At 30.2% G+C, this 20,512-nt stretch carries 20 protein-coding genes; 5 read left to right on the forward strand and 15 right to left on the reverse strand.

The features are described 5' to 3' along the window. The first annotated feature begins 2 nt into the window (after positions 1–2). Both modB and modC read left to right on the forward strand, forming a co-directional pair. Positions 3–692 carry a molybdate ABC transporter permease subunit gene (gene modB, locus B6C84_RS04860; RefSeq protein ID WP_065613372.1) on the forward strand — a complete coding sequence of 230 codons (690 nt, stop codon included), beginning with the start codon at positions 3–5 and terminating at the stop codon, positions 690–692. A gap of 6 nt (positions 693–698) precedes the next feature. Then, positions 699–1,379 (forward strand): molybdenum ABC transporter ATP-binding protein, encoded by a 681-nt coding sequence (gene modC / locus B6C84_RS04865; protein WP_086354369.1) that lies wholly within the window; start codon positions 699–701, stop codon positions 1,377–1,379. Here modC and B6C84_RS04870 read toward each other — a convergent pair. The 4 genes from B6C84_RS04870 to B6C84_RS04885 all read right to left on the reverse strand — a co-directional run bounded on the left by B6C84_RS04870 (position 1,358) and on the right by B6C84_RS04885 (position 4,278). After that, positions 1,358–2,110 carry a UDP-2,3-diacylglucosamine diphosphatase gene (locus B6C84_RS04870; RefSeq protein WP_086320269.1) on the reverse strand — a complete coding sequence of 251 codons (753 nt, stop codon included), beginning with the start codon at positions 2,108–2,110 and terminating at the stop codon, positions 1,358–1,360. The genes modC and B6C84_RS04870 overlap by 22 nt on opposite strands. Next, positions 2,103–2,594 carry a peptidylprolyl isomerase B gene (gene ppiB / locus B6C84_RS04875; protein WP_065613375.1) on the reverse strand — a complete coding sequence of 164 codons (492 nt, stop codon included), beginning with the start codon at positions 2,592–2,594 and terminating at the stop codon, positions 2,103–2,105. Before ppiB ends, B6C84_RS04870 begins: the two co-directional genes overlap by 8 nt. Positions 2,595–2,663: 69 nt before the next feature. Continuing rightward, complete coding sequence (gene folD, locus B6C84_RS04880; protein WP_086320270.1) at positions 2,664–3,515, reverse strand: bifunctional methylenetetrahydrofolate dehydrogenase/methenyltetrahydrofolate cyclohydrolase FolD; 852 nt, start codon at positions 3,513–3,515, stop codon at positions 2,664–2,666. A gap of 70 nt (positions 3,516–3,585) precedes the next feature. Beyond that, on the reverse strand, positions 3,586–4,278 hold the full coding sequence (locus B6C84_RS04885; protein WP_165754894.1) for a DUF2884 family protein: 693 nt from the start codon (positions 4,276–4,278) through the stop codon (positions 3,586–3,588). Positions 4,279–4,558: 280 nt separating this feature from the next. On the opposite strand from B6C84_RS04885, the gene B6C84_RS04890 reads away from it, so the two are divergent. Continuing rightward, a complete protein-coding gene (locus B6C84_RS04890; protein WP_065579308.1) occupies positions 4,559–4,825 on the forward strand; it encodes a GrxA family glutaredoxin in 267 nt (88 codons plus the stop codon). Between the two features lie 52 nt (positions 4,826–4,877). Here the strand turns inward: B6C84_RS04890 and tsaB are convergent, their stop codons facing one another. The 4 genes from tsaB to B6C84_RS04910 all read right to left on the reverse strand — a co-directional run bounded on the left by tsaB (position 4,878) and on the right by B6C84_RS04910 (position 9,777). Beyond that, positions 4,878–5,558, reverse strand: coding sequence for a tRNA (adenosine(37)-N6)-threonylcarbamoyltransferase complex dimerization subunit type 1 TsaB (gene tsaB / locus B6C84_RS04895; RefSeq protein WP_086320272.1), 681 nt, complete (start codon positions 5,556–5,558; stop codon positions 4,878–4,880). Beyond that, complete coding sequence (yoaA, locus tag B6C84_RS04900; RefSeq protein ID WP_086320273.1) at positions 5,555–7,489, reverse strand: DNA repair helicase YoaA; 1,935 nt, start codon at positions 7,487–7,489, stop codon at positions 5,555–5,557. The genes tsaB and yoaA overlap by 4 nt, the downstream gene beginning before the upstream one ends. Positions 7,490–7,777: 288 nt before the next feature. Then, complete coding sequence (locus tag B6C84_RS04905) at positions 7,778–8,764, reverse strand: glycosyltransferase family 8 protein (protein WP_086319701.1); 987 nt, start codon at positions 8,762–8,764, stop codon at positions 7,778–7,780. Positions 8,765–8,799: 35 nt separating this feature from the next. Further along, a complete protein-coding gene (locus B6C84_RS04910; protein WP_086319699.1) occupies positions 8,800–9,777 on the reverse strand; it encodes a glycosyltransferase family 8 protein in 978 nt (325 codons plus the stop codon). 154 nt (positions 9,778–9,931) lie between these two features. On the opposite strand from B6C84_RS04910, the gene B6C84_RS04915 reads away from it, so the two are divergent. Then, entirely contained in the window at positions 9,932–10,900 is a 969-nt protein-coding gene (locus B6C84_RS04915; protein ID WP_086354370.1) for a glycosyltransferase family 8 protein, read from the forward strand. On the opposite strand, the gene B6C84_RS04920 is transcribed toward B6C84_RS04915, so the two are convergent. Genes B6C84_RS04920 through msbA (B6C84_RS04935) form a run of 4 tightly spaced genes read right to left on the reverse strand, consistent with a single transcriptional unit; the run spans position 10,897 to position 16,824 of the window. Further along, entirely contained in the window at positions 10,897–12,096 is a 1,200-nt protein-coding gene (locus B6C84_RS04920; protein ID WP_086319779.1) for a glycosyltransferase family 9 protein, read from the reverse strand. The two genes, B6C84_RS04915 and B6C84_RS04920, sit on opposite strands and share 4 nt — an antisense overlap. Positions 12,097–12,129: 33 nt before the next feature. Further along, complete coding sequence (locus B6C84_RS04925; RefSeq protein WP_086319777.1) at positions 12,130–13,248, reverse strand: glycosyltransferase family 9 protein; 1,119 nt, start codon at positions 13,246–13,248, stop codon at positions 12,130–12,132. 56 nt (positions 13,249–13,304) lie between these two features. After that, on the reverse strand, positions 13,305–15,074 hold the full coding sequence (gene msbA, locus B6C84_RS04930) for a lipid A ABC transporter ATP-binding protein/permease MsbA (protein WP_217332114.1): 1,770 nt from the start codon (positions 15,072–15,074) through the stop codon (positions 13,305–13,307). Between the two features lie 13 nt (positions 15,075–15,087). Next, positions 15,088–16,824 (reverse strand): lipid A export permease/ATP-binding protein MsbA, encoded by a 1,737-nt coding sequence (gene msbA, locus B6C84_RS04935; protein WP_086319775.1) that lies wholly within the window; start codon positions 16,822–16,824, stop codon positions 15,088–15,090. Positions 16,825–17,052: 228 nt separating this feature from the next. On the opposite strand from msbA (B6C84_RS04935), the gene B6C84_RS04940 reads away from it, so the two are divergent. After that, a complete protein-coding gene (locus tag B6C84_RS04940; RefSeq protein ID WP_086354371.1) occupies positions 17,053–18,066 on the forward strand; it encodes a glycosyltransferase in 1,014 nt (337 codons plus the stop codon). A gap of 2 nt (positions 18,067–18,068) precedes the next feature. Here the strand turns inward: B6C84_RS04940 and B6C84_RS04945 are convergent, their stop codons facing one another. The 3 genes from B6C84_RS04945 to rfbC are packed head-to-tail and all read right to left on the reverse strand — an operon-like array spanning position 18,069 to position 20,508. Continuing rightward, complete coding sequence (locus tag B6C84_RS04945; protein WP_086356623.1) at positions 18,069–19,082, reverse strand: WaaS/CpsH family glycosyltransferase; 1,014 nt, start codon at positions 19,080–19,082, stop codon at positions 18,069–18,071. Between the two features lie 20 nt (positions 19,083–19,102). After that, positions 19,103–19,969, reverse strand: coding sequence for a dTDP-4-dehydrorhamnose reductase (rfbD, locus tag B6C84_RS04950; RefSeq protein WP_086319875.1), 867 nt, complete (start codon positions 19,967–19,969; stop codon positions 19,103–19,105). 8 nt (positions 19,970–19,977) lie between these two features. Further along, positions 19,978–20,508 (reverse strand): dTDP-4-dehydrorhamnose 3,5-epimerase, encoded by a 531-nt coding sequence (rfbC, locus tag B6C84_RS04955; protein WP_086319877.1) that lies wholly within the window; start codon positions 20,506–20,508, stop codon positions 19,978–19,980. Positions 20,509–20,512: the final 4 nt, after the last annotated feature.

A 20,512-nucleotide genomic window follows, 5' to 3' on the forward strand; every position in this document is an offset into this window, starting at 1 on the left:
AGATGATATTAACTGAATTTGAATGGCAAACATTGCTGCTAAGCTTAAAAATAGCTGGAGCAGCAATAATCTTTAGCCTACCACTAGGGATATTAACTGCTTGGATTTTAGCAAGATGTCAATTCATAGGTAAATCATTGTTTGATAGTATTGTTCATCTTCCATTAGTTTTACCGCCTGTTGTTTTAGGCTATCTACTACTTTTAACGATGGGACGTCATGGTATTATTGGCGAATGGTTAAATAACTATTTCCATCTCAGTTTCAGTTTTAATTGGCAAGGTGCTGCCTTAGCCTCTGCTGTGGTGGCATTCCCTCTTATGGTCAGATCGATTCGATTAGCGATTGAATCAATTGATTCAAGATTAGAAAAAGTCGCAAGAACCCTTGGCGCTAAACCATTTCGTGTTTTTATGACCATTACTTTACCATTAGCATTTCCGGGCATTTTAATGGGAACCGTACTTGGTTTCGCGCGTTGTCTAGGTGAATTTGGCGCAACAATTACCTTCGTTTCAAATATTCAAGGTGAAACTCGTACAATTCCTTTAGCTATGTATACTTTATTACAGATCCCTGATGGCGAATCCGGTGCATTACGGCTTTGCATTGTTTCGATACTATTATCATTAATTGCTTTATTTTTATCTGAAATGCTTAATCGTTGGCATAAAAAGAAGTTAACAGGATAGTTCATCATGTTAAATATAAATGTGAGCAAAAAACTCGCCTCGTTTGTTTTCCAGTTTAAACATGAAATTCCCTGTCATGGCGTGACGGCAATTTTAGGTGTCTCCGGATCAGGAAAATCAACTCTGATTAACCTTATTAATGGTTTGATTAAACCAGATATCGGTTGTATTAAACTAAATCAAACTACTTTGGTTGATACTGAAAAAGGAATTTTTACAACGCCAGAAAAAAGACAAATTGGTACTGTTTTTCAAGATGCATTGCTTTTTCCCCATTATAAAGTAATAAAAAACTTAACTTATGGTGCAAAATCATTGAATACAGAAAGATTTGACGAAATAGTTTCGGTACTCAACATAGGTTCACTTCTCAATCGTTATCCAGCAATGTTATCGGGTGGTGAGAAACAACGTATTGCCATTGGTCGAGCGCTATTAGCAGAACCAAAATTATTACTAATGGATGAACCACTCTCAGCTTTAGATATGCCCCGTAAAAAAGAGCTATTAAGCTATATTGATAAACTAGTAAATGATCTAAATATCCCTATTGTTTATGTAACGCACAATATCAATGAAGTTAAACGCATTGCACAACACGTAGCAGTTTTAGAGCAAGGGAAATTACAAATCTATGGTGATACTGAACAAATTCTACAAAGTGATTATTTGAAAGAGTGGTTATAAAGTTCTAAAGTGGTGCTATTTTTTTCTTGTTTTATATACGAAATGCCATCATGCCAAGCTCCTAACACAATTCTAGTCGCAGGCTCGCCATTAATATAAAGATGATGTGTAGCAGGTTTATGAGTATGTCCATGAACCATAATACTAGCGTTATTGGCAATCATCATATCAATGACAGCTTTTGGATTTACATCCATAATAGTTTCAGATTTGATTTGATTATGCTGGCTGCTCTCTTTACGTAATTTAGTGGCAATTTTTAAACGTATTTTTAATGGTAGTAATAGAAATAATTTTTGTAGCCATTTTTTATGCATGATTTTGCGGAATTTTTGATATTGAGGATCATCAATACAAAGCAAATCACCATGCAAAAATACAATATTTTTATTTTGATTCAACAAACAATTAATATCGCCTAGCAAAGTCATTTCACAGCGTTTAGCGTAATGCTTACCAATTAAAAAATCACGGTTGCCATGTACAAAGAATTTTTTAATATGGCGTGACGAGAGCTCTTTTAAGGCATCAGCGATTTGATTGTGTAGTATTGACTGTACATCATCACCTACCCAATAATCGAACAAATCACCAAGTATATAAAGCTCACATTGATTAGGTAATTGTTTTAGAAAAGATAAAAAACCTGCTGTTATATCAAAATGATCTACAGCAGGCTGATTGTCTGCAAGATGAATATCTGCAATAAAAAAGCGAACCGGATTATTCAACCGTTACACTCTTAATTATGATATCTTCTACAGGAACATCAGAATGCATGCCACTACGGCCAGTTTTAACCGCTTTAATCTTATCAACCACATCCATACCATCGACAACTTCGGCAAAAACACAATAACCATAACCATTGATATCTGATGAGCGATAATTTAAATAATCATTATCAACGACATTGATGAAAAATTGCGCTGTTGCAGAATGAGGATCACTGGTACGCGCCATGGCTAATGTACCACGATTATTTTTTAAACCATTATCAGCTTCATTCTTAATCGGCGATTTAGTTTTTTTCTGTTTCATACCTGGTTCAAAACCACCACCTTGAATCATAAAATTATTAATGACACGATGGAAAATGGTGTTGTTATAAAAACCTTCTTGGCAATATTCAACAAAATTTTTAACTGTTTCTGGAGCTTTGTCTTCAAAAGTATTAATCTTAATATCGCCTAATGAAGTATGAAATATAATCATAAAATGTTCCTTAATTTCATTCTATTACGTAAAAATTGTTAAAAAGGTGAGCAATATCTTTTAATATGCTTACTCACTAAATCGTTCACATGCTTCTAATGTATTACTCATTAACATTGCTACCGTCATCGGCCCAACACCACCAGGTACTGGCGTGATCCAGCCGGCTCGTTGGCTAGCAACATCAAATTCCACATCACCAACTAATTTCCCATCAGGCAAACGATTAATACCAACATCAATCACTATAGCACCCGGTTTTATCCATTCACCTTTGACATAATTAGGTATACCGACACCAGCCACAACAATATCTGCATTACTGACATGCTTTGCTACATCCACTGTTCGACTATGGGTGATTGTGGTTGTGCATCCTAAAAGTAATAGCTCTAATGCCATAGGACGACCAACAATACTCGACGCCCCAACAACTGTTGCATTTAACCCCGATAAATTAATACCGGTTGATTCCAACATTTTAACGACACCATATGGTGTACATGGTCTTAGTATTGGATCTCGTTGTAATAAATGACCAATATTATAAGGATGAAAACCATCGACATCCTTACGCGGATCGATACGCTCTAGCACTTTAGTTTTATCAATATTATCCGGTAAAGGCAATTGAACTAAGATACCGTGAACATCGGATCGTTGATTCAATTCATCAATTAATGCTAATAATTCATCAGTGGTTGACGATGGAAAATCATACGCAAAAGAAGCAAAACCAACATCATCGCAAGCTTTTTGTTTATTTTTTACATAAATTTTCGAGGCTGGATCCGAACCAACTTGTATAACAGCCAATCCGGGAACAGATAAACCTTGTTCATTACGTTTTTTTACTTTTTGAGCAATTTCATTGCGTATTTGCAATGCTAACGCTTTGCCATCAATTATATTCGCTGTCATAAGCTGATTACTTCTTTTACCTGATGATTGTAGATAAGATATTTTCGCAAAAGTTTTGATTATTGTCTATTTACTTGTCGGCCGATTGATTAAGTTCTGTTAAAATCTGTTGATATTGGTGATCCACATCCGTAATAACCGAGCAAATGTGAGCATCAAAGGCTTTAAGTTTTGGTTTTTGAGCCTTCCATTCATTTTTCGAAATATCTTTAATCGCAGCTATGTTTTTAAACAAATTAAAATCTAAAATACTACCACCAATAACATTATAAAAAATACGTTCACCAATATCGTGCCCATCTTTTTTTAATTTATTAAAATTTTGATAATAAAATTTTGTACTGCCATTCTCGCTAATAAGGGAACCATGTAATAATTTCACTAATCTTTTATATAATTTATTTAATTCGCTATGCAGTTCACGATCATCACTCAACTTTTTGGTGATTGCCTGATCAAAAGCAACTTTTACTTCAGACAATAAGCTTAATGATTGCTGCTCTAGTTGAGGTAATTGTGAGCGTAAACCTTTCTCAAACTGATCAAGTTTTTTTCGCAATGATGGATTTGGTGATATTATTTTTTTATTTAATATCACCTGACCATCATTCATAATAGATAAATCATTTGATTTATTATATATATGGATACTGTCTTTATTTATCACAATATCGTAACTTGGTTTTACAGGGCACTCTTTTTGTGCTGCAAACGTGGTTATCGATAAAGTTAATGACAAAATAAATATCATTTTTTTTAACATACTGACATCCATTTAATGGTTAAAATTAAAATTATAGCGAGTAATATCAAATTAGCACTATTTTTGAGGCTTAAAACCCCCTTTCCTCAAAATTTTTTTGTCATAACAGACAAAATACTCGATAAAGTATCTAAATGATTAAAACGTATACCTTGCTAACTTTGCAAGCGTAATGTCAATAGGTATAATCTATTATATCAACTAGATTTAACTACTTTTTTTTATTTAAAACTGAAGTATAGTTAATCCAACAATTAAATTTAACTATTAGAGGTGAACTATGTATGCTGTAATTTTCGGACGTCAAGGATGTCCATATTGTGTGCGAGCTAAAGAGTTAGCAGAAAAATTATCACAAGAACGAGATGACTTTTCATATCGTTACGTTGATATCAATGCTGAAGGTATTACCAAAGAAGATCTTTCAAAAAGTGTTGGTAAACCGGTCGAAACCGTACCCCAAATTTTTATCGATGAAAAACCAATTGGTGGTTGCACTGACTTTGAAGCCTATGCCAAAGCTAATTTGGGATTATTTCAAGAATAAGCAGTAAACCTAATTTCACAGCAGATAACGCATTTCGATCGCTTATCTGCTGTTATCGACCTGGTAATTTTTGCCATGTAACTTCGTTGCGCAAATATGTTGGCTCAACATCTTCAACTTTAACCACTTCCTTTCTTAACCATTTTTGCTGGGCGATAACCACCAAATCTTGTGCTTCAGGTAATAACACTTCACTTGATTTAATCATTGCTAACATATTAGGATAAGTTTGCCAACCAGTGCCAGCCGAATAATCATCATTATCAATATGTCGGATTTTAGTTACCACATCCTCAGGTTTAATCACACATTCAGGAATGATCGCTTGCCATTGTTGATCTTGATAATGGTATTGTCCTAAATAAACTTCTCCCATTCTAGCATCTATTGCTGGAATAACTTTAGTTGCACGTTTAGTTCTATAAGCACCTTGTGCTAAAGTTTGCAATGTCGATACAGCTATCATTGGAACATCAATACCAAGCGCTAAACCTTGAGCCACTCCAATCCCTATTCGCACTCCAGTAAAGCTACCAGGACCTTGAGCAAAAGCAATGGCATCTAGTTGTGAAAGACTACACCCGGCTTGATGCAAAATTTTATCCACCATGGGTAAGATTTTTTTGGTGTGATCTCGCTCTGAAATAATGAAATCATGAGTGATTTCATTTTGATAAAATAATGCGACTGAACAAGCTTCTGTTGAAGTATCAATGGCTAAAATAGTACTCATTTGCTTTCCAAATTATCAGTTATCGATTCACTGTTAGATAATAAAAAATTGATGACCTTATTTATATCTCGCGTTCTTGGCGAAGGTGGTAAACTATTAATAAATGTTGCGCCATATGGTCGCATGACTAATCGATTATCACAAATAATAATTGCGCCACGATCATTGTGATGACGAATTAATCGCCCTACTCCTTGTTTTAAGGTAATAACAGCTTCGGGTAATTGAACCTCATTAAATGCATCACCACCTTGCATTTGGCAATCTTCAATTCGAGCTTTAATTAAAGGATCATCAGGTGAAGTAAAAGGTAATTTATCTATAATAACACAAGAAAGTGTGTCGCCTCTAACATCGATTCCTTCCCAAAAACTGCTAGTTGCAATTAATAGAGCGTTACCACTATGAATAAATTGCTCCAATAATTTTACTTTACTGGTATCACCTTGAACTAACACAGGTAATTTAGTCAATTCTCGAAATTGTGTCGCTAAAGCATTCATCATGGCATATGAAGTACAGAGGAAAAAGCAGCGTCCTTTGTTAGCTTCAATAACAGGTAATAGAATATTAACTAATTTTTCAGCATTACCTTGCTCATTTGGTGATGGTATATAACGTGGCACACACAATATTGTCTGGTTGTTATAGTCGAAAGGGCTTTCTAAAATCAATGAGTCAGAATTAGTTAACCCTAAACGTTTGGTGAAATAATCTAATTGATTATCGACTGATAAGGTTGCTGATGTAAAGATCCAGCTTCCTTTGCGCTCGATTAATAACTCTGCAAATTTATCAGCTACCGACAATGGTGTTAATGCGAAAAGAAAAGAACTATATGAACTCTCATACCAATAACTAAAACCAGATACATGTGTTTCTGTTAGACGCTTCAATAATAATTGATACTGGTTAACACGATCAAAACAATTATCTAACGTGGTAGAGCGCCCTATCGCTAATAAAAGTACTTCTTTGCAAAAATCAAGAGCATCAAATAAATAAGATAATTCTTGTTTAATGTTAGCTTGATTAAATAGATAACGCAGGTTGCCTTTATTATTTTGCTGATTTATTAATAATCGTAAGTCTTGGGTACATTTTTGCAGTTTATCAGCACATTGCTGTAACTGAGACATATCTTTGACTTCGGTTCGATAAGCTAAATTTATCTCTTTGGCTAAATCAAACAGTTGTCGGCTGGTTAGCTGTTCCCCAAAATAGTGGCATGCCAGGTCTGGCAGTTGATGAGCTTCATCGAATATCATTACATCAGCTTTTGGAATCAGTTCACCAAACCCAGTATCTTTTACTACTACATCAGCTAAAAACAGATGATGATTGACCACAACAATATCAGCATTTAACGCTCGCTTACGAGCTTTAACCACATAACAATCATTATAGTGCTCGCATTCACTTCCTAAACAATTATCGTTAGTGCTAGTTAAAATTGGCCAAATTGGATTATCTTCGGTTACCGTTGTACATTTACTAATATCACCGTCTTTAGTTTTAATCGACCAATTTTTTACGCGGACAAGATCTGTACGTAAATTCTTATCTAAATCGCCTGCTGCCGCATATTGGTGATACATACGCTCTAAACAAAGATAATTGGCTCGACCTTTAAGAAGTGAAATTTTACCGGTATAGTTCAAAGCTTTTTTGATAATCGGCAAATCTTTACTATACAACTGTTCTTGTAGATTTTTCGAGCCAGTTGAAATGATGACTTTCTTCTCACTTCGTAATGCTGGAACTAAATAAGCAAAGGTTTTACCTGTACCGGTTCCCGCTTCAACCACCAGTGATTGTTGTGCTTGTATTGCTTTAGTGACTTTGTTTGCCATCTGTTTTTGTGGCGTTCTTGCAACAAAGCCATCAATAGCTGTCGCAAGTAAACCATTTTCTGCAAAATCATCAATCACTTAAAATACACCTAATCAAAAGATAAGCCCTATTTATATACTTTAGAAAATTTGTTAAAGAAATAATTAACGTTAGTAAAATATAACGCCCTCATAAAATCGGCATGAAACAATAGTCATTAAATTGGATAATTAACCATCAAAAAAAACGAAGTATACTATATCAATAACCACGTTAGAAATATACACATGAACTTTAACTATAAATAGCTTAGTTAGAAATAGATTAAAATTTTTCTAATCTATTAACTAAATAAGCTTGAAAGCAACAAGATCATTGACCGAATATTATTTTTTAAATTTAGTTTTTAAATAAATAATATAATGTTTTATTCCTGATAGATATTTCTTTTGCTTAAACATTAATTTTGCATAAGCTCTAATTGAAGAAGTTTTGTTATCGTTATAGAAAGGTAATAACATATCTTTCCAAGGTGAGTTAGTAAAATAATAATCAAATAAATTAGTTCGATAAGGTTGATGCCAAGGTTTGTTTTTAGTTATATAGTGTATAATCTTAGTTGTTTTATTAACTTTAGCGTCCTCATTTCCATTTACAGTCAATGCTGTTAGATTATTATAATCCGAAGTTAATAATAATGTATTTTCTTTCATAACAATATTCAAAACATCTTGATCTGCAAATGTATATACATTCCCATCATTAATAAGTTGAAATGTCTTTTCTGTTAATTTGTTATGATTCCATAATAATGTATTAAAAAATATAACACCTGCATTAAAATATTCACCATAAGGGATTCCATAACGTTTACCTTGGGTATTTTGCATATTTTCAATATCAGGTACTACCGCGGCTATTTTATTAGTTAAGTCTCTATTAAAAAGCCCTTCTAAATTCCCCACACATAAGGTATCACAATCTAAATATAAAACTCTGCTTGTTATTTTTTCTAAAACTTCAGGAACAATAAATCTTAAACATGTTGCAATTGATATTCCTAAAACTAATGTATCAGAATTTACTGAAAAATTGCTATCTATTTCATAACAAGTTATAGAGCAATCAAATTGTTTCGCTAATGTTTCAAAATGAGCTAAATTTTGTTTAGAAAGGTTATTAGTAAATAAATGAAAATTAATCGCAATATTCGGATTATTTTCAATAACAGACATCAAAGATAAGCCAGCTGGCATTGCATAATTATCATCGAAACAATAAGCAATATGATATCCTTCAGTAACCTGTACATTTTTATTTAAAACTAATATATTTTTTAAAAATTTATCACTATAGTGCATATCATTTTCCATACAACTAAAACCATTATTCTATTTGTTAGAATAAATTACTTTCTAAATACTTTGTGCTTTAAATATAAAAGATAATATTTAAAAGCTTTGAAATATTGATGTTTACTAGCTAACAGTTTTGCATAACGCCTTGTAGTTGATGGGGCATTCTCGTTAGCTAATAATAATTTTTGATTAGCCCATGGTGAAGTAGCAATATAGCGTTGATAAAGGGGGGTTAAATATAATTGGTACCATGGTTTATTGCCAGTTACGTAATGAATTATAACCGTATCATCACTTAAACCGCTATCTTCTTTTCCACCAACTGTAAGCGATGTAAGTTGATTAAATATCTTAGGTAGAAACTGAGTTTTACCTTGCATTAATATATTCAGAACATCCTGATCGGCAAATTTGTAAACTTTACCACTATTAATCATTGCAAAAGCTTTTTCGGTAAGATTATTATCTACCCACATATCAGTATTGATATAAATCATACCCGCATTAAAATATTCGCCATATGGAATATCACAGGCTGAACATTGCTTTTCTTGAGTTTTCTCTACATCAGGCACTACAGCGGCATATTTATCGGATAAGTCGGTATTGATTAAATGATTCAGATTGTTAGTACAAAGAATATCACAATCTAAATATAACACTCTGGATGTTATTTTATTTAGTATTTGTGGTACGACAAAACGTAAACACGTTGATGCCGAAACATGTAGTACTAAAGTATCAGGATTTATCGAGAAATCATCGCTCACTTCATAACAGATTATTGTGGTATTATTCTGACTAAGTTGATTAAAGTCTTCAATTTTTTTATTAGATACTTTATTAGCAAATAAATGAAAAAAAAGATTTTTATCGGGGTTGTTGATAATAATTGATGACATAGCAATACCTGCTGGCATTGCATAATTATCATCGAAACAAAATGCAATATGCACTGTTTCTTGTGATTCAATAATATGACTAAATAAAGTTGTAATCTTACTAATAAAAAGATTTGCTGTTAACATGTTCTAGTAATACTGAGAATTTGAAATTTGATTTATTGTAACATAACTAATTATTATAAAAAAAATTAACTATCCATTTCATATTTATTTAACTATTTTGTAATACATAAATAGCTATGATATATTTAACAAATTGTATTAATGAGTGTTTGAAATGAATAATAGTATTATTAATATTGTATATTGTACAGATTCCAATTATCTAGAACATGTTGGTGTTTCTATTACTTCGATCATACTCAATAATAAAAGTAATAATATTCATTTTCATATTTTTTTGTATGATGTTTCAGACGAAGAAAAAAATAAGCTAAAAGAAATTAACTCCGCAATTACGCTTTATTCAATTCCTATTGATGAGCTAAATAAATACATTGAAATTAAGAATGAAAAAGTAAAACATATCAATCGTTCAATGTATATTCGCTTATCTGTTCCAAGACTATTACCTGATTATATTGATAAGTTTATTTACTTAGATGCTGATATCTTATGTTTTGGCGACATTTCTCCTGTTTTAAATATCAATATTGATTCAGTAGTTTGTGCGGTAACAGCTGATTCTTTAAATGATGATAATCTTTTAGCAAATGCAAATCGTTTATCGTTAGGAAATAAAAAATATTTTAATTCAGGTTTTTTATATATTAACACTCAGAATTGGAAAAAATTTGACATAGAAAATAAAGCCAACCAAACATTATTATCACCAGAGAATTATAATTTAATCTACCCAGACCAAGATGCTTTAAACATTGTTTTGCAAGAACGTGTTGTTTTTGTTGATGTTAAATGGAATTATTTATTTACTTGGATGAATGAAAAAGAAAAAGAATCTTTTTTTCATCATAAAAAATCGTTACCTTATTTTGTGCATTTTACAGGTCCAAGAAAAATATGGTATCAAGAACATACAGGTATAGCCCAAAATATTTATTGTTTTTATAAACATTTTACTCCTTGGGCTAACTGTAATTTAAAAAGTTATAAACCTAAAATGCGAGTAAATGATTATCGAATTTATGCAAAATCTAGCTTTAAAGAAAAGAAATTTATTAATGGTATGAAATATTATACTCTTTATTTAATCTATAAATTACGGGGTAGACAAAAAAATAATTAAATATATTTTTTTATTGATTCCAATAATTTTTGCACTTCTACTGATTCGATACTATTAGCATCATAAACAAGCTGTCTACCATTAATATTATTTGGTGCCCATAGATCTTTATTTATTTGAAACTCAAGTCTAGGTTTGTATTTTTTTATATATTTTCCATCGAGAAATAAATCTTGTCTTAAATATTTGTAATCACTATATTCCCTACTATATATGGACTTCAAATTTACTAAATTTGGTGCTAAAGGTTCCATATAAATGGAAATACATTTCGTAGAAAATGCCGATGCTATATGTACAATCGATGTATCAACACTTATCACTAAATCAGCTCTTTTAATCAATGGAGTAACATCCATAATTGTCTCAGACTTAAATTTAATTGTATCTAGCAATGATAATTTTTCAAATTTCTTACCTTCACCAATTAGTACGATTTTATAATCCTGATAATGTTTCTTAAATAAATCACAAATCCCTTGAAGTTGAGAGCCTGATAAACACCGATATTCTGAACCGCCGAATGGATTAATAACAACAAATTTATTAGGATAAATGTATCGGTTTATAAAATCAGTAACATTCTGATTTTGTGAAGGATTAATATAAATATCGTAATTGAATAAGTCATGTTTAATATTAAGATTATCTAAATAGTATTTTAATTGATTTGTTACATGATCATTCGTTTTATAATATGGCAAAGAGATATTGAAGGCTTTTATATTACTTTTATTATAACTCAATAAAATATTTGTTTTAATTAAACAACAAAAAATTAGGTGTTTTAGGTCTAATCTTCGATGAAATCTTGCATCAATGGATAAATCAAATTGATGTTTTCTTATTGTTCGAATAGAATCAACCAAATTATTTAGCTTTCTATCCTGATATAAAAAACAATCGCTAATATACGGATTACCATCAAGAATATCTAAACTACTTTTTCTTGATGAAATATAAACCTTATACCCAGCATTAGATAAACAACGAATAAAAGGTGTAGTAACAATCATATCACCAATACAATCATTTCTAATAATCAGCACTTTTTTTACTGTATCGGGATTAATTATTTCCTTTCGTCTTTTTACAAAAAAGAAAATAAATGACAGAAATTTCATAAAAATAAAATATTTAATTTTTTTTGTTATTAAGTTACGTTTCCAATTTAACTGCTTTATTTTTCTCTTCATTCTTATCAAAAAAATTCCTTTTTACCATTTATCTTATAATTTATGTAACTCATTTTCCAATTGTTTTAACATTATATTAATATCAAAATTAGATATTAAATCACCAAGTCCTGTATTAACATTTTCGTCAGTGAAAACCTGAATTGCATTAGCATAATTTGGTCCCCATACAAAATTATTAATGAACTTATTATCTATCATTCTATTATTATATACACAAACCATTTTCTTATCATAATGCGAGGCTAAATGCACAATTGACGTGTCAACTGTAATCACAAAATCTGAATGTTTAACCAGTGCTACCGTACAAAAAAAAGATGCCATTTGATTTATGATAATATTATTTGTAGATTTTATATTTGAAATTTTATCTGGCTCACCTACCACGATTGTAATGAAGTTACTATATTGTGATAAAAAAGACAAAATGATTTCAATTTGAGAATTTGAAAAACTTCTTGCTGAATTAGAACCAAATGGATTAAAGATAATAATTTTTTTTCCTAATGATTTATAAGGTTTCAAAAAATCATTTACGGCTTTTTCATTGCAAGGAGGGATATTAAGATAATAACTTACTCTATCAACCTTAATGTTCATTAAATCCAATACTTTCTGACTTCGTTTTGAAATATGAGAGGTATAATCATGGTAATCAATAGATGTATCATATAGCTTATATTTTTCTTGATTAAAACCTATCGTATGTAATGGATTAAGTGCTTTAATTATTTGTGAACGTCGAACACTATTCGGCCCCTTATCAACAAGATCAATAACAACATCAATTTCAGTATTACCTAAATACTCTTTTATCAATTCTGTCTTCTTCTTTCTGTCATAAAAAATAATACCATCAACTGAGATAAATTCATCAAATAAAAATGCAATTCGTTTTTCTACTACTACAAAAACTTTAAAAGCATTTTTCCTTAATGATTCAATTAAGTAAGAGGTGACTATTGCATCACCTATACCTTGGTCATTCATTAAAATAGCTACAGAAGAATAATCCTGCGGAGTTAATAACGATCTTACTTTTTTTTTTCGATTTAATAAGTATAATTTAATAGCTAATTTTAAAGGTTTAACTTTTAAATTTCGTTGTCTATTTAGATGTTTAATAAAATTAAGTAACTTGTTTACCATATTCCTTTCAATTTCCTATAATTCAAAATATCTTTTTATAAATAAAATATTAAGTTTTAATTTGATAAGTTACTTTTGTATAATTTTGAATATATACCATTTTGAGATATTAATTCATGATGATTTCCTTGTTCAACAATTTCACCACCATCAATAACTAAAATTTTATCTGCTGTTTCAATTGTCGATAACCTATGAGCAATGACAATTGATGTTCGACCTTTTTGTAATTCTTCTAATGCTTTTTGTATTGCTTTTTCTGATTCCGAATCAAGTGCTGATGTAGCTTCATCCAAAATTAAAATTGGGTTATCACGTAATAAAGCCCTAGCGATAGCAATACGCTGTCGTTGACCACCAGATAATAGTATTCCATTTTCACCAACTACAGTATCAAAACCATTTTCTAGCTCTTTTATAAAATCATAGGCATAAGCTTTTTTAGCTGCTTCTTCAATTTGATTTAGAGAATATTCACCTATTTGCCCATAAGCAATATTATTTGCAATTGTATCGTTAAATAAATGTACATTTTGAGAAACTAAGCCAATTTGGTCTCGTAAACTATATAGAGTTAAATCCTGAATATTATAATTATCAATTAAAATTTCGCCTTCATTTATATCATAGAAACGAGTAAGTAAGCTCGCTATAGTTGTTTTGCCTGAACCTGAACGACCAACTAAAGCAATGGTTTTACCATACTCTACTGTAAAATTAATATCTCTTAATGCTGGTTCTTGTCTAGTTTCATATGTAAAAGAAACATGTTTAAATTCAATATTACCTTTTACCCGTTCAATAGTTAAATTTCCATTGTCTTTCTCAATAGGTTGATCAAATATCGAAAATAAAGTTTGGCATGCCGCCATCCCTTTTTGAAAGTCAGCATTAACACTCGTTAAACTTTTTATCGGTTGCATTAAAGCAACTAGTGAAGAAAAGACTACGGTAAACTGCCCTGGAGTTATATTTAAATCTGGGTTACTCGCCATTAATAATACAAAAGCGATAGCAAACGATATAATTAGTTGAACAATTGGTGTAGATAAAGCAGATATAGAGACTAAACGCATCGTATCTCTTCGAAATCTATTGCTTACTTTTGCAAAGTGATTCGATTCCTCATCTTGAGCACCAAAAAGAATAATTTCTCTGTGACCTTTTAACATTTGCTCAACAGACATAGTAACATTACCCATTGAGTTTTGCATAGTTTTGGCCATTTTTCGAAATTTTATTGAAACAAATGTAATTAAACCAATCACTATAGGTGTAATAAAAATCAAAGATAAAGATAATTGCCAACTATTAATAAACATTGTATAAAATAAGCCACAAATAAATGCTGATTCACGTACTATAGTAATTAAAGCATCTGAGGAAGAAGAGGCTACTTGGTCAGTATCATACGTTATACGCGATAATAATCGTCCAGTTGAATTTTTATCATAAAAACTCACTGGAGCATCAACAAAATGATTAAAAAGTCGTTGACGAATTTTAAGGACAATTTTAGTTGAAATTAAAGATAAAAAATAAGAGTACCCATAATTTGCAGCACCGCGAAGAAAAACTAAGGTAAAAATATAAATTGGTGCCATAAATAAAAAGTGCTGATCATTTTCAACAAAACCTTTATCTAGTAAAGGTTGCAGTATTCCAATAAGTGATGTATCTGCAAATGCACTTATAATTAATAATACTATTGCAAAAAAAAGCAGGAATTTATGTTTAGTTATATATGGCCATAACTTAAAAAAAGTATGTAACGTTGAAAAATCTCGATCTATATCATTATTTATCTTTTTACTATTTTTTTTCATAATATAATTTTAATTAAGAGTTAAATTGTAGTTGATACATTGAGGCATAAAGGCCATTTTGGGATAACAAAGATTGGTGAGTCCCATCCTCTACAAGTTGACCTCCATCAATAACTAGAATACGATCTGCCTTTTCAATTGTTGATAACCTATGAGCAATGACAATTGAAGTTCTATTTTTCTGTAAACGTTCAATTGCTTGTTGTACTAATCTTTCTGACTCGTTATCTAACGCAGATGTAGCTTCATCAAAAATAAGAATTGGATTATTTCTTAATAAAACTCGTGCAATTGCAATTCGTTGACGTTGTCCACCAGATAATAAAATTCCATTATCACCAATCTCGGTATCAATTCCATTTTCTAATTTATCAATAAATTCCATTGCATTAGCTTGCTTAGCAGCCTCGATAATATCTTGTCTGGTATACCTATTTTTAGCTCCATAAGCAATATTATCAGCAATAGTTCCATTAAATAAGTGAACTTGTTGAGATACATATCCTATTTGGTCTCGCAATGATCTTAACGTATATTGCTTGATATCGATAGAATCAATTAATATCTCACCTTTGAGAATATCATAAAATCTTGGTAATAAACTTGCTATTGTTGATTTGCCTGCGCCAGAACGACCAACTAAAGCTACCGTTTCACCTTGCTTAATTGTAAAACTGATATTTTTTAAAGATGGGGAACTATTTGTTGGATAGGTATAAGTGACATGATGAAAAACAATATCATATTCCAAACCTTTTAATTCAATTTTCCCATTATCTTCTTCTAAAGGAGTATTTAAAAGAGCAAATAGCGATTCACAAGCAACAGAACCTTTTTGTAACTCAAGGTGAACACTGGTTAACTCCCTTAATGGTCTCATCATAGCAACCATTGAAGAAAAAACAACAGTAAATGAACCGGGTGTAATATCCAAAGTTTGATTTGCGACAAGAAATAATATTAAACCTAAAGCGGTTGTAGCGACTAATTGAATAATAGGTGAGGATAATCCAGAAACTAAAACAATCTTCAATAGACCTTGCCTAAAAATTTTGTTAATTGTATAAAAGTTTTCTTTTTCATATTTTTGAGCATTATAGACAAGAATTTCTTTATGCCCTTTCATCATCTCATCGGCAGCTGTCGTTATGGTACCAATTCCTTTTTGCATGGAAATCAGTGCATGACGAAATTTTTTTGCGATAAATTGAACAATAAAAATAACTACAGGTACAACAATAATTAATACTGAAGCTAATTTCCAATTTCCATAGAACATTACTATACCTAAACCAATAGCATATGCGATTTCTCTAACGAGTATAATCAAGGCATCCGATGATGCTTTCGATAATAATTGGGTGTTATAAGTTATTACTGTCACTAGTTCTCCAATCGGATTTTTATTAAGAAAACTAGTTGGACTTTTGATTAAATGATTAAAAATTAATTGACGGAATTTAGTTACCACTTTACCAGAAAGCCATGAAAGACAATAAGTTGAACAGAAATTGGATAATCCACGTAAAGCAATCAGCCCAATAATACCTATAGAAAAAAGGACCAGAATATCATAGTTTTTATCCATTAAGCCATTATCTAATAGTGGTTTAGTTAGTGAAATTAATGTTGCGTCAGTTGCTGCATTTAACAAAAGAGCAATAATAGCAACTATTAAAGCTTTTTTATTTGGAGAAATAAATGGCCACAATTGCTTAATTGTGTTTAATGAACTATATTTATTTTTCATAAAAGAGAACAATTAATCAAAATACTAATTATACTATATAAACTGTATTGTTTAATATTTTATTTCAATTCTTTTTCAACTAGAAATAATTTGTATTATCTATATAATAACTATAAAATTAAAGTTCAAATTTAATTTAATCTGTACGTTAAGTTAAAAATTTACAACAACCGTAGCTTTTTAATTAAATGTGTTTATTTGTAAATTATTACAAATAGGAAATAAACAATGTATCTCGATGTCAACCACATTATTACAAAAAAAATAACATTTTATAACAATAATAGTAACAATGATAATCAGCTGAATATAGCCTACGGAATAGATAAAAATTTTTTTCTAGGTTGTGCTGTTTCGCTCTCTTCTATTTTAATATTTAATCCTAATCTAAATTTTTCTTTTCACATATTTACTAACCATTTACCAGAAGATTTTGAAAAAAATTTTAAGTTACTATCTGAAGAATATAAAACAAATATAACATTATATTTAGTTAATGATTTAAGTTTGTCGAAACTTCCTACTACAAAGAATTGGACTATCGCAACCTATTTTAGATTTATAATAGCTGATTATTTTTATCAAAAAATTGATAAAATTCTCTATATAGATGCTGATATCATATGTAATGGATCGTTAGAAGAGTTATTTGAATTACAATTTGATAACAATATTGCATATGTTGTTAAAGACAAAGATTCCATTTGGTGGAAAAAATGTGCTTTTCGACTAGATGAAAATCGATTATCAAATGCTTATTTTAATGCAGGTTTTTTGCTAATAGATTTAAACAAATGGTATGAAAATAATATAAATAGCCAAGCATTGGAACTTCTATCAGATAATAATAAATCTCCAAAATTTACACATCTTGATCAAGATGTATTAAATTTATTACTTCTCGAAAAAGTTAAATATCTTGATAACAAATACAACCAACAAGTTAGTATAAATTATGAACTAAAATATAAAATTTATTCACCTGATTTAGAACAAACAATATTGATTCATTATATCGGACCGACAAAACCGTGGCATAATTGGGCTAAAGATTATAAGTGTTCACAATATTTTGTAAATGCTAAAGAACAATCACCGCTAAAATCAATACCATTTTTATCAGCTGTTACAGCTAATCAAATGAGATATTGTTCTAAACATAAAATACATCAGAAAAAATATTTTTCTGGTATAATCTGTAACATTATCTATTGTCTTAAAAAATTAACTAAACATAAATGAACTTAATTAGATGTTATAAATGCACTGTTAATTGTTTTCAACATTTCATCGGCACTATATTGATACAAAATTTCTAATGGAATAGGTAAGAAATCTGTCTGTAAAAATTCTGAAATATTTGTATAATTTTCCTTTTCAAGAATAAAGATTTGTTCTGGGCTGTAAAAATCATATTCTTTAATAGATTTATTTGTGGTAATTAATTTTTTATTAAATAATATTGCTTCTATTGCCCTTAAAGTCACTCCTGTTTGACCTAATTGACCAATTTCTAAAATAATATCACTTTGTTTTACCTTTTCAATATTGTCAAAATAACCAATTTTTGATCCTAAGCTATAATAATCTGATTTTTTGAAATTTAACTCAGTTTTTTTTGGAAGTAAATTATAATTAATTAAATGAAAATCGGTTTTATAATTATTATCTAATAAAATAGGAGCTAAATTATTTATTACTTCTACTCGATTATTCAAATACTCACCAATAAAAAAACAACTTTTCGTTGCTACATTATAATTCACTTCTTCTCTGATTTTTTTCATTTCGAAGATAGTAAAAGGTAAAAATTGATTTAAATAGGTAAATTTATATTTTTTGCAATCATCAAAATCAAAACTATATATTTTATCAAAATGAGGAGTAATTTTGGTTATATAGTCTTCATCTTGAAGTAGCCATTTTTTCTTATTTTTCATACTATTATTTAAGACATCAATAGTATCTCTTAAAACTAAAACTCGATGGCAATTCACATCTTTAACTAAATCTATAAATCCAGATATAGCAAAACCACTACATAATAAAATATCATCAGGCTTTAATTTTCTTAATTTTATTAATTGATTTAATTTGATAAACCATTGCCGAGGAAAATTCTTTCTTTCTAAAGAAAAATTGATATCCCTAAAATGCTTCATTAATTTATTATAAAGTATAACATCATACTCATGTTTTAAGGCGTTGATCATATACTTTTCATAATCAGCATTCCATTCTGCAAAATAAATAGTCATAACATATTATATTATTTAGGTTAATTATCAGATTTAATTTTAGTAATACTGTGAATCAAACCTTTATTCCAATCTGAGGCGAATAAACCATACTTAATTAATTTTTCAACACTCATTACCGAATATTTTGGTCTTTTAGCTTTCGTAGGAAATGCGTGAGTTTTAACTGGAATAATTTCTGGAGATTTGGTTATCACTTTTAGGGTTAAGGCTATTTCAAAAATTCTTTTAGCAAACAAAAACCACGATGTTGAACTATCACCACAAAAATGATAGATACCTCCATCTATTTTTTTATCAAGCAAATAAAGAATAACTTGAGCGAGATCGCCTGCATAAGTTGGATTACCAAGTTGATCTTCAATTATGGATAATTGTTGTTTTTCAGTAGCTAATCTCAACATTGTTTTAACAAAATTATTACCATAAGGACTAAATACCCAAGATGTTCTAATGACAACTGCCGATGGAGCATTATCTAAAACCGCTATTTCACCTTCACGTTTTGTTTTGCCGTAGATATTAACCGGGTTAGTTATATCCTCTTCGGTATAAGGAATATTATTTGTTCCATCAAAGACATAATCAGTCGAAACATGAAAAAATTTCGCATTATATTTTTTTGATGAAATGGCTAAATTTTTAGGCCCTATAACATTGACATTGTAAGCTAGCTGAGGCTCATCCTCCGCTTTATCAACCGCAGTATATGCAGCAGCATTAATAACTGCATCAGGTTTATATTTAGCAATGAAACTATCTACCGCATTCTCATCAGTAATATCAAGTTGTTCAGCATCAGTCTTAATTAGTTCCCATTTTGCTGGGAAAATATCAACAATACAATTACCTAGTTGCCCATTAGCTCCAGTTAATAAAACTTTCATATGATTTATTATAGCTCCTGTAATGTTTTGCCTAATTTGTCTTTTTCGGATAAAGTTGGCGTTGATATAGGCCAATTAATATTTACGGTTGAGTCATTCCAAACTAAACATCCTTCAGAGTTAGGATCATAATAGTTTGTACATTTATATTCAAAATCAGCAATATCAGACAAAACTAAGAATCCATGAGCAAGGCCTGGGGGAATCCACAATTGCTTTTTATTCTCTTCAGAAAGAATAACACCAACCCATTTACCATAAGTGGATGAATCCTTGCGAATATCTACAGCTACATCAAATACTTCACCCCTGACAACTCTAACCAACTTCCCTTGAGGATTTTCTTTTTGAAAATGCAAACCTCTTAATACATTTTTTTGTGAACGAGAATGATTGTCCTGCACAAAATTTAAATTAATACCTAACATTTTCTGATAACGCTTTTGCTCAAATGTTTCTAGAAAAAAACCTCTTTCATCTCCATATACTTTAGGTTTAACTATTTTCACTTCTGGGATTTCTGTTTGTATAACTTCCATTAGA

This window comes from Gilliamella apis (assembly GCF_002142155.1).
Lineage (GTDB): Bacteria > Pseudomonadota > Gammaproteobacteria > Enterobacterales > Orbaceae > Gilliamella > Gilliamella apis.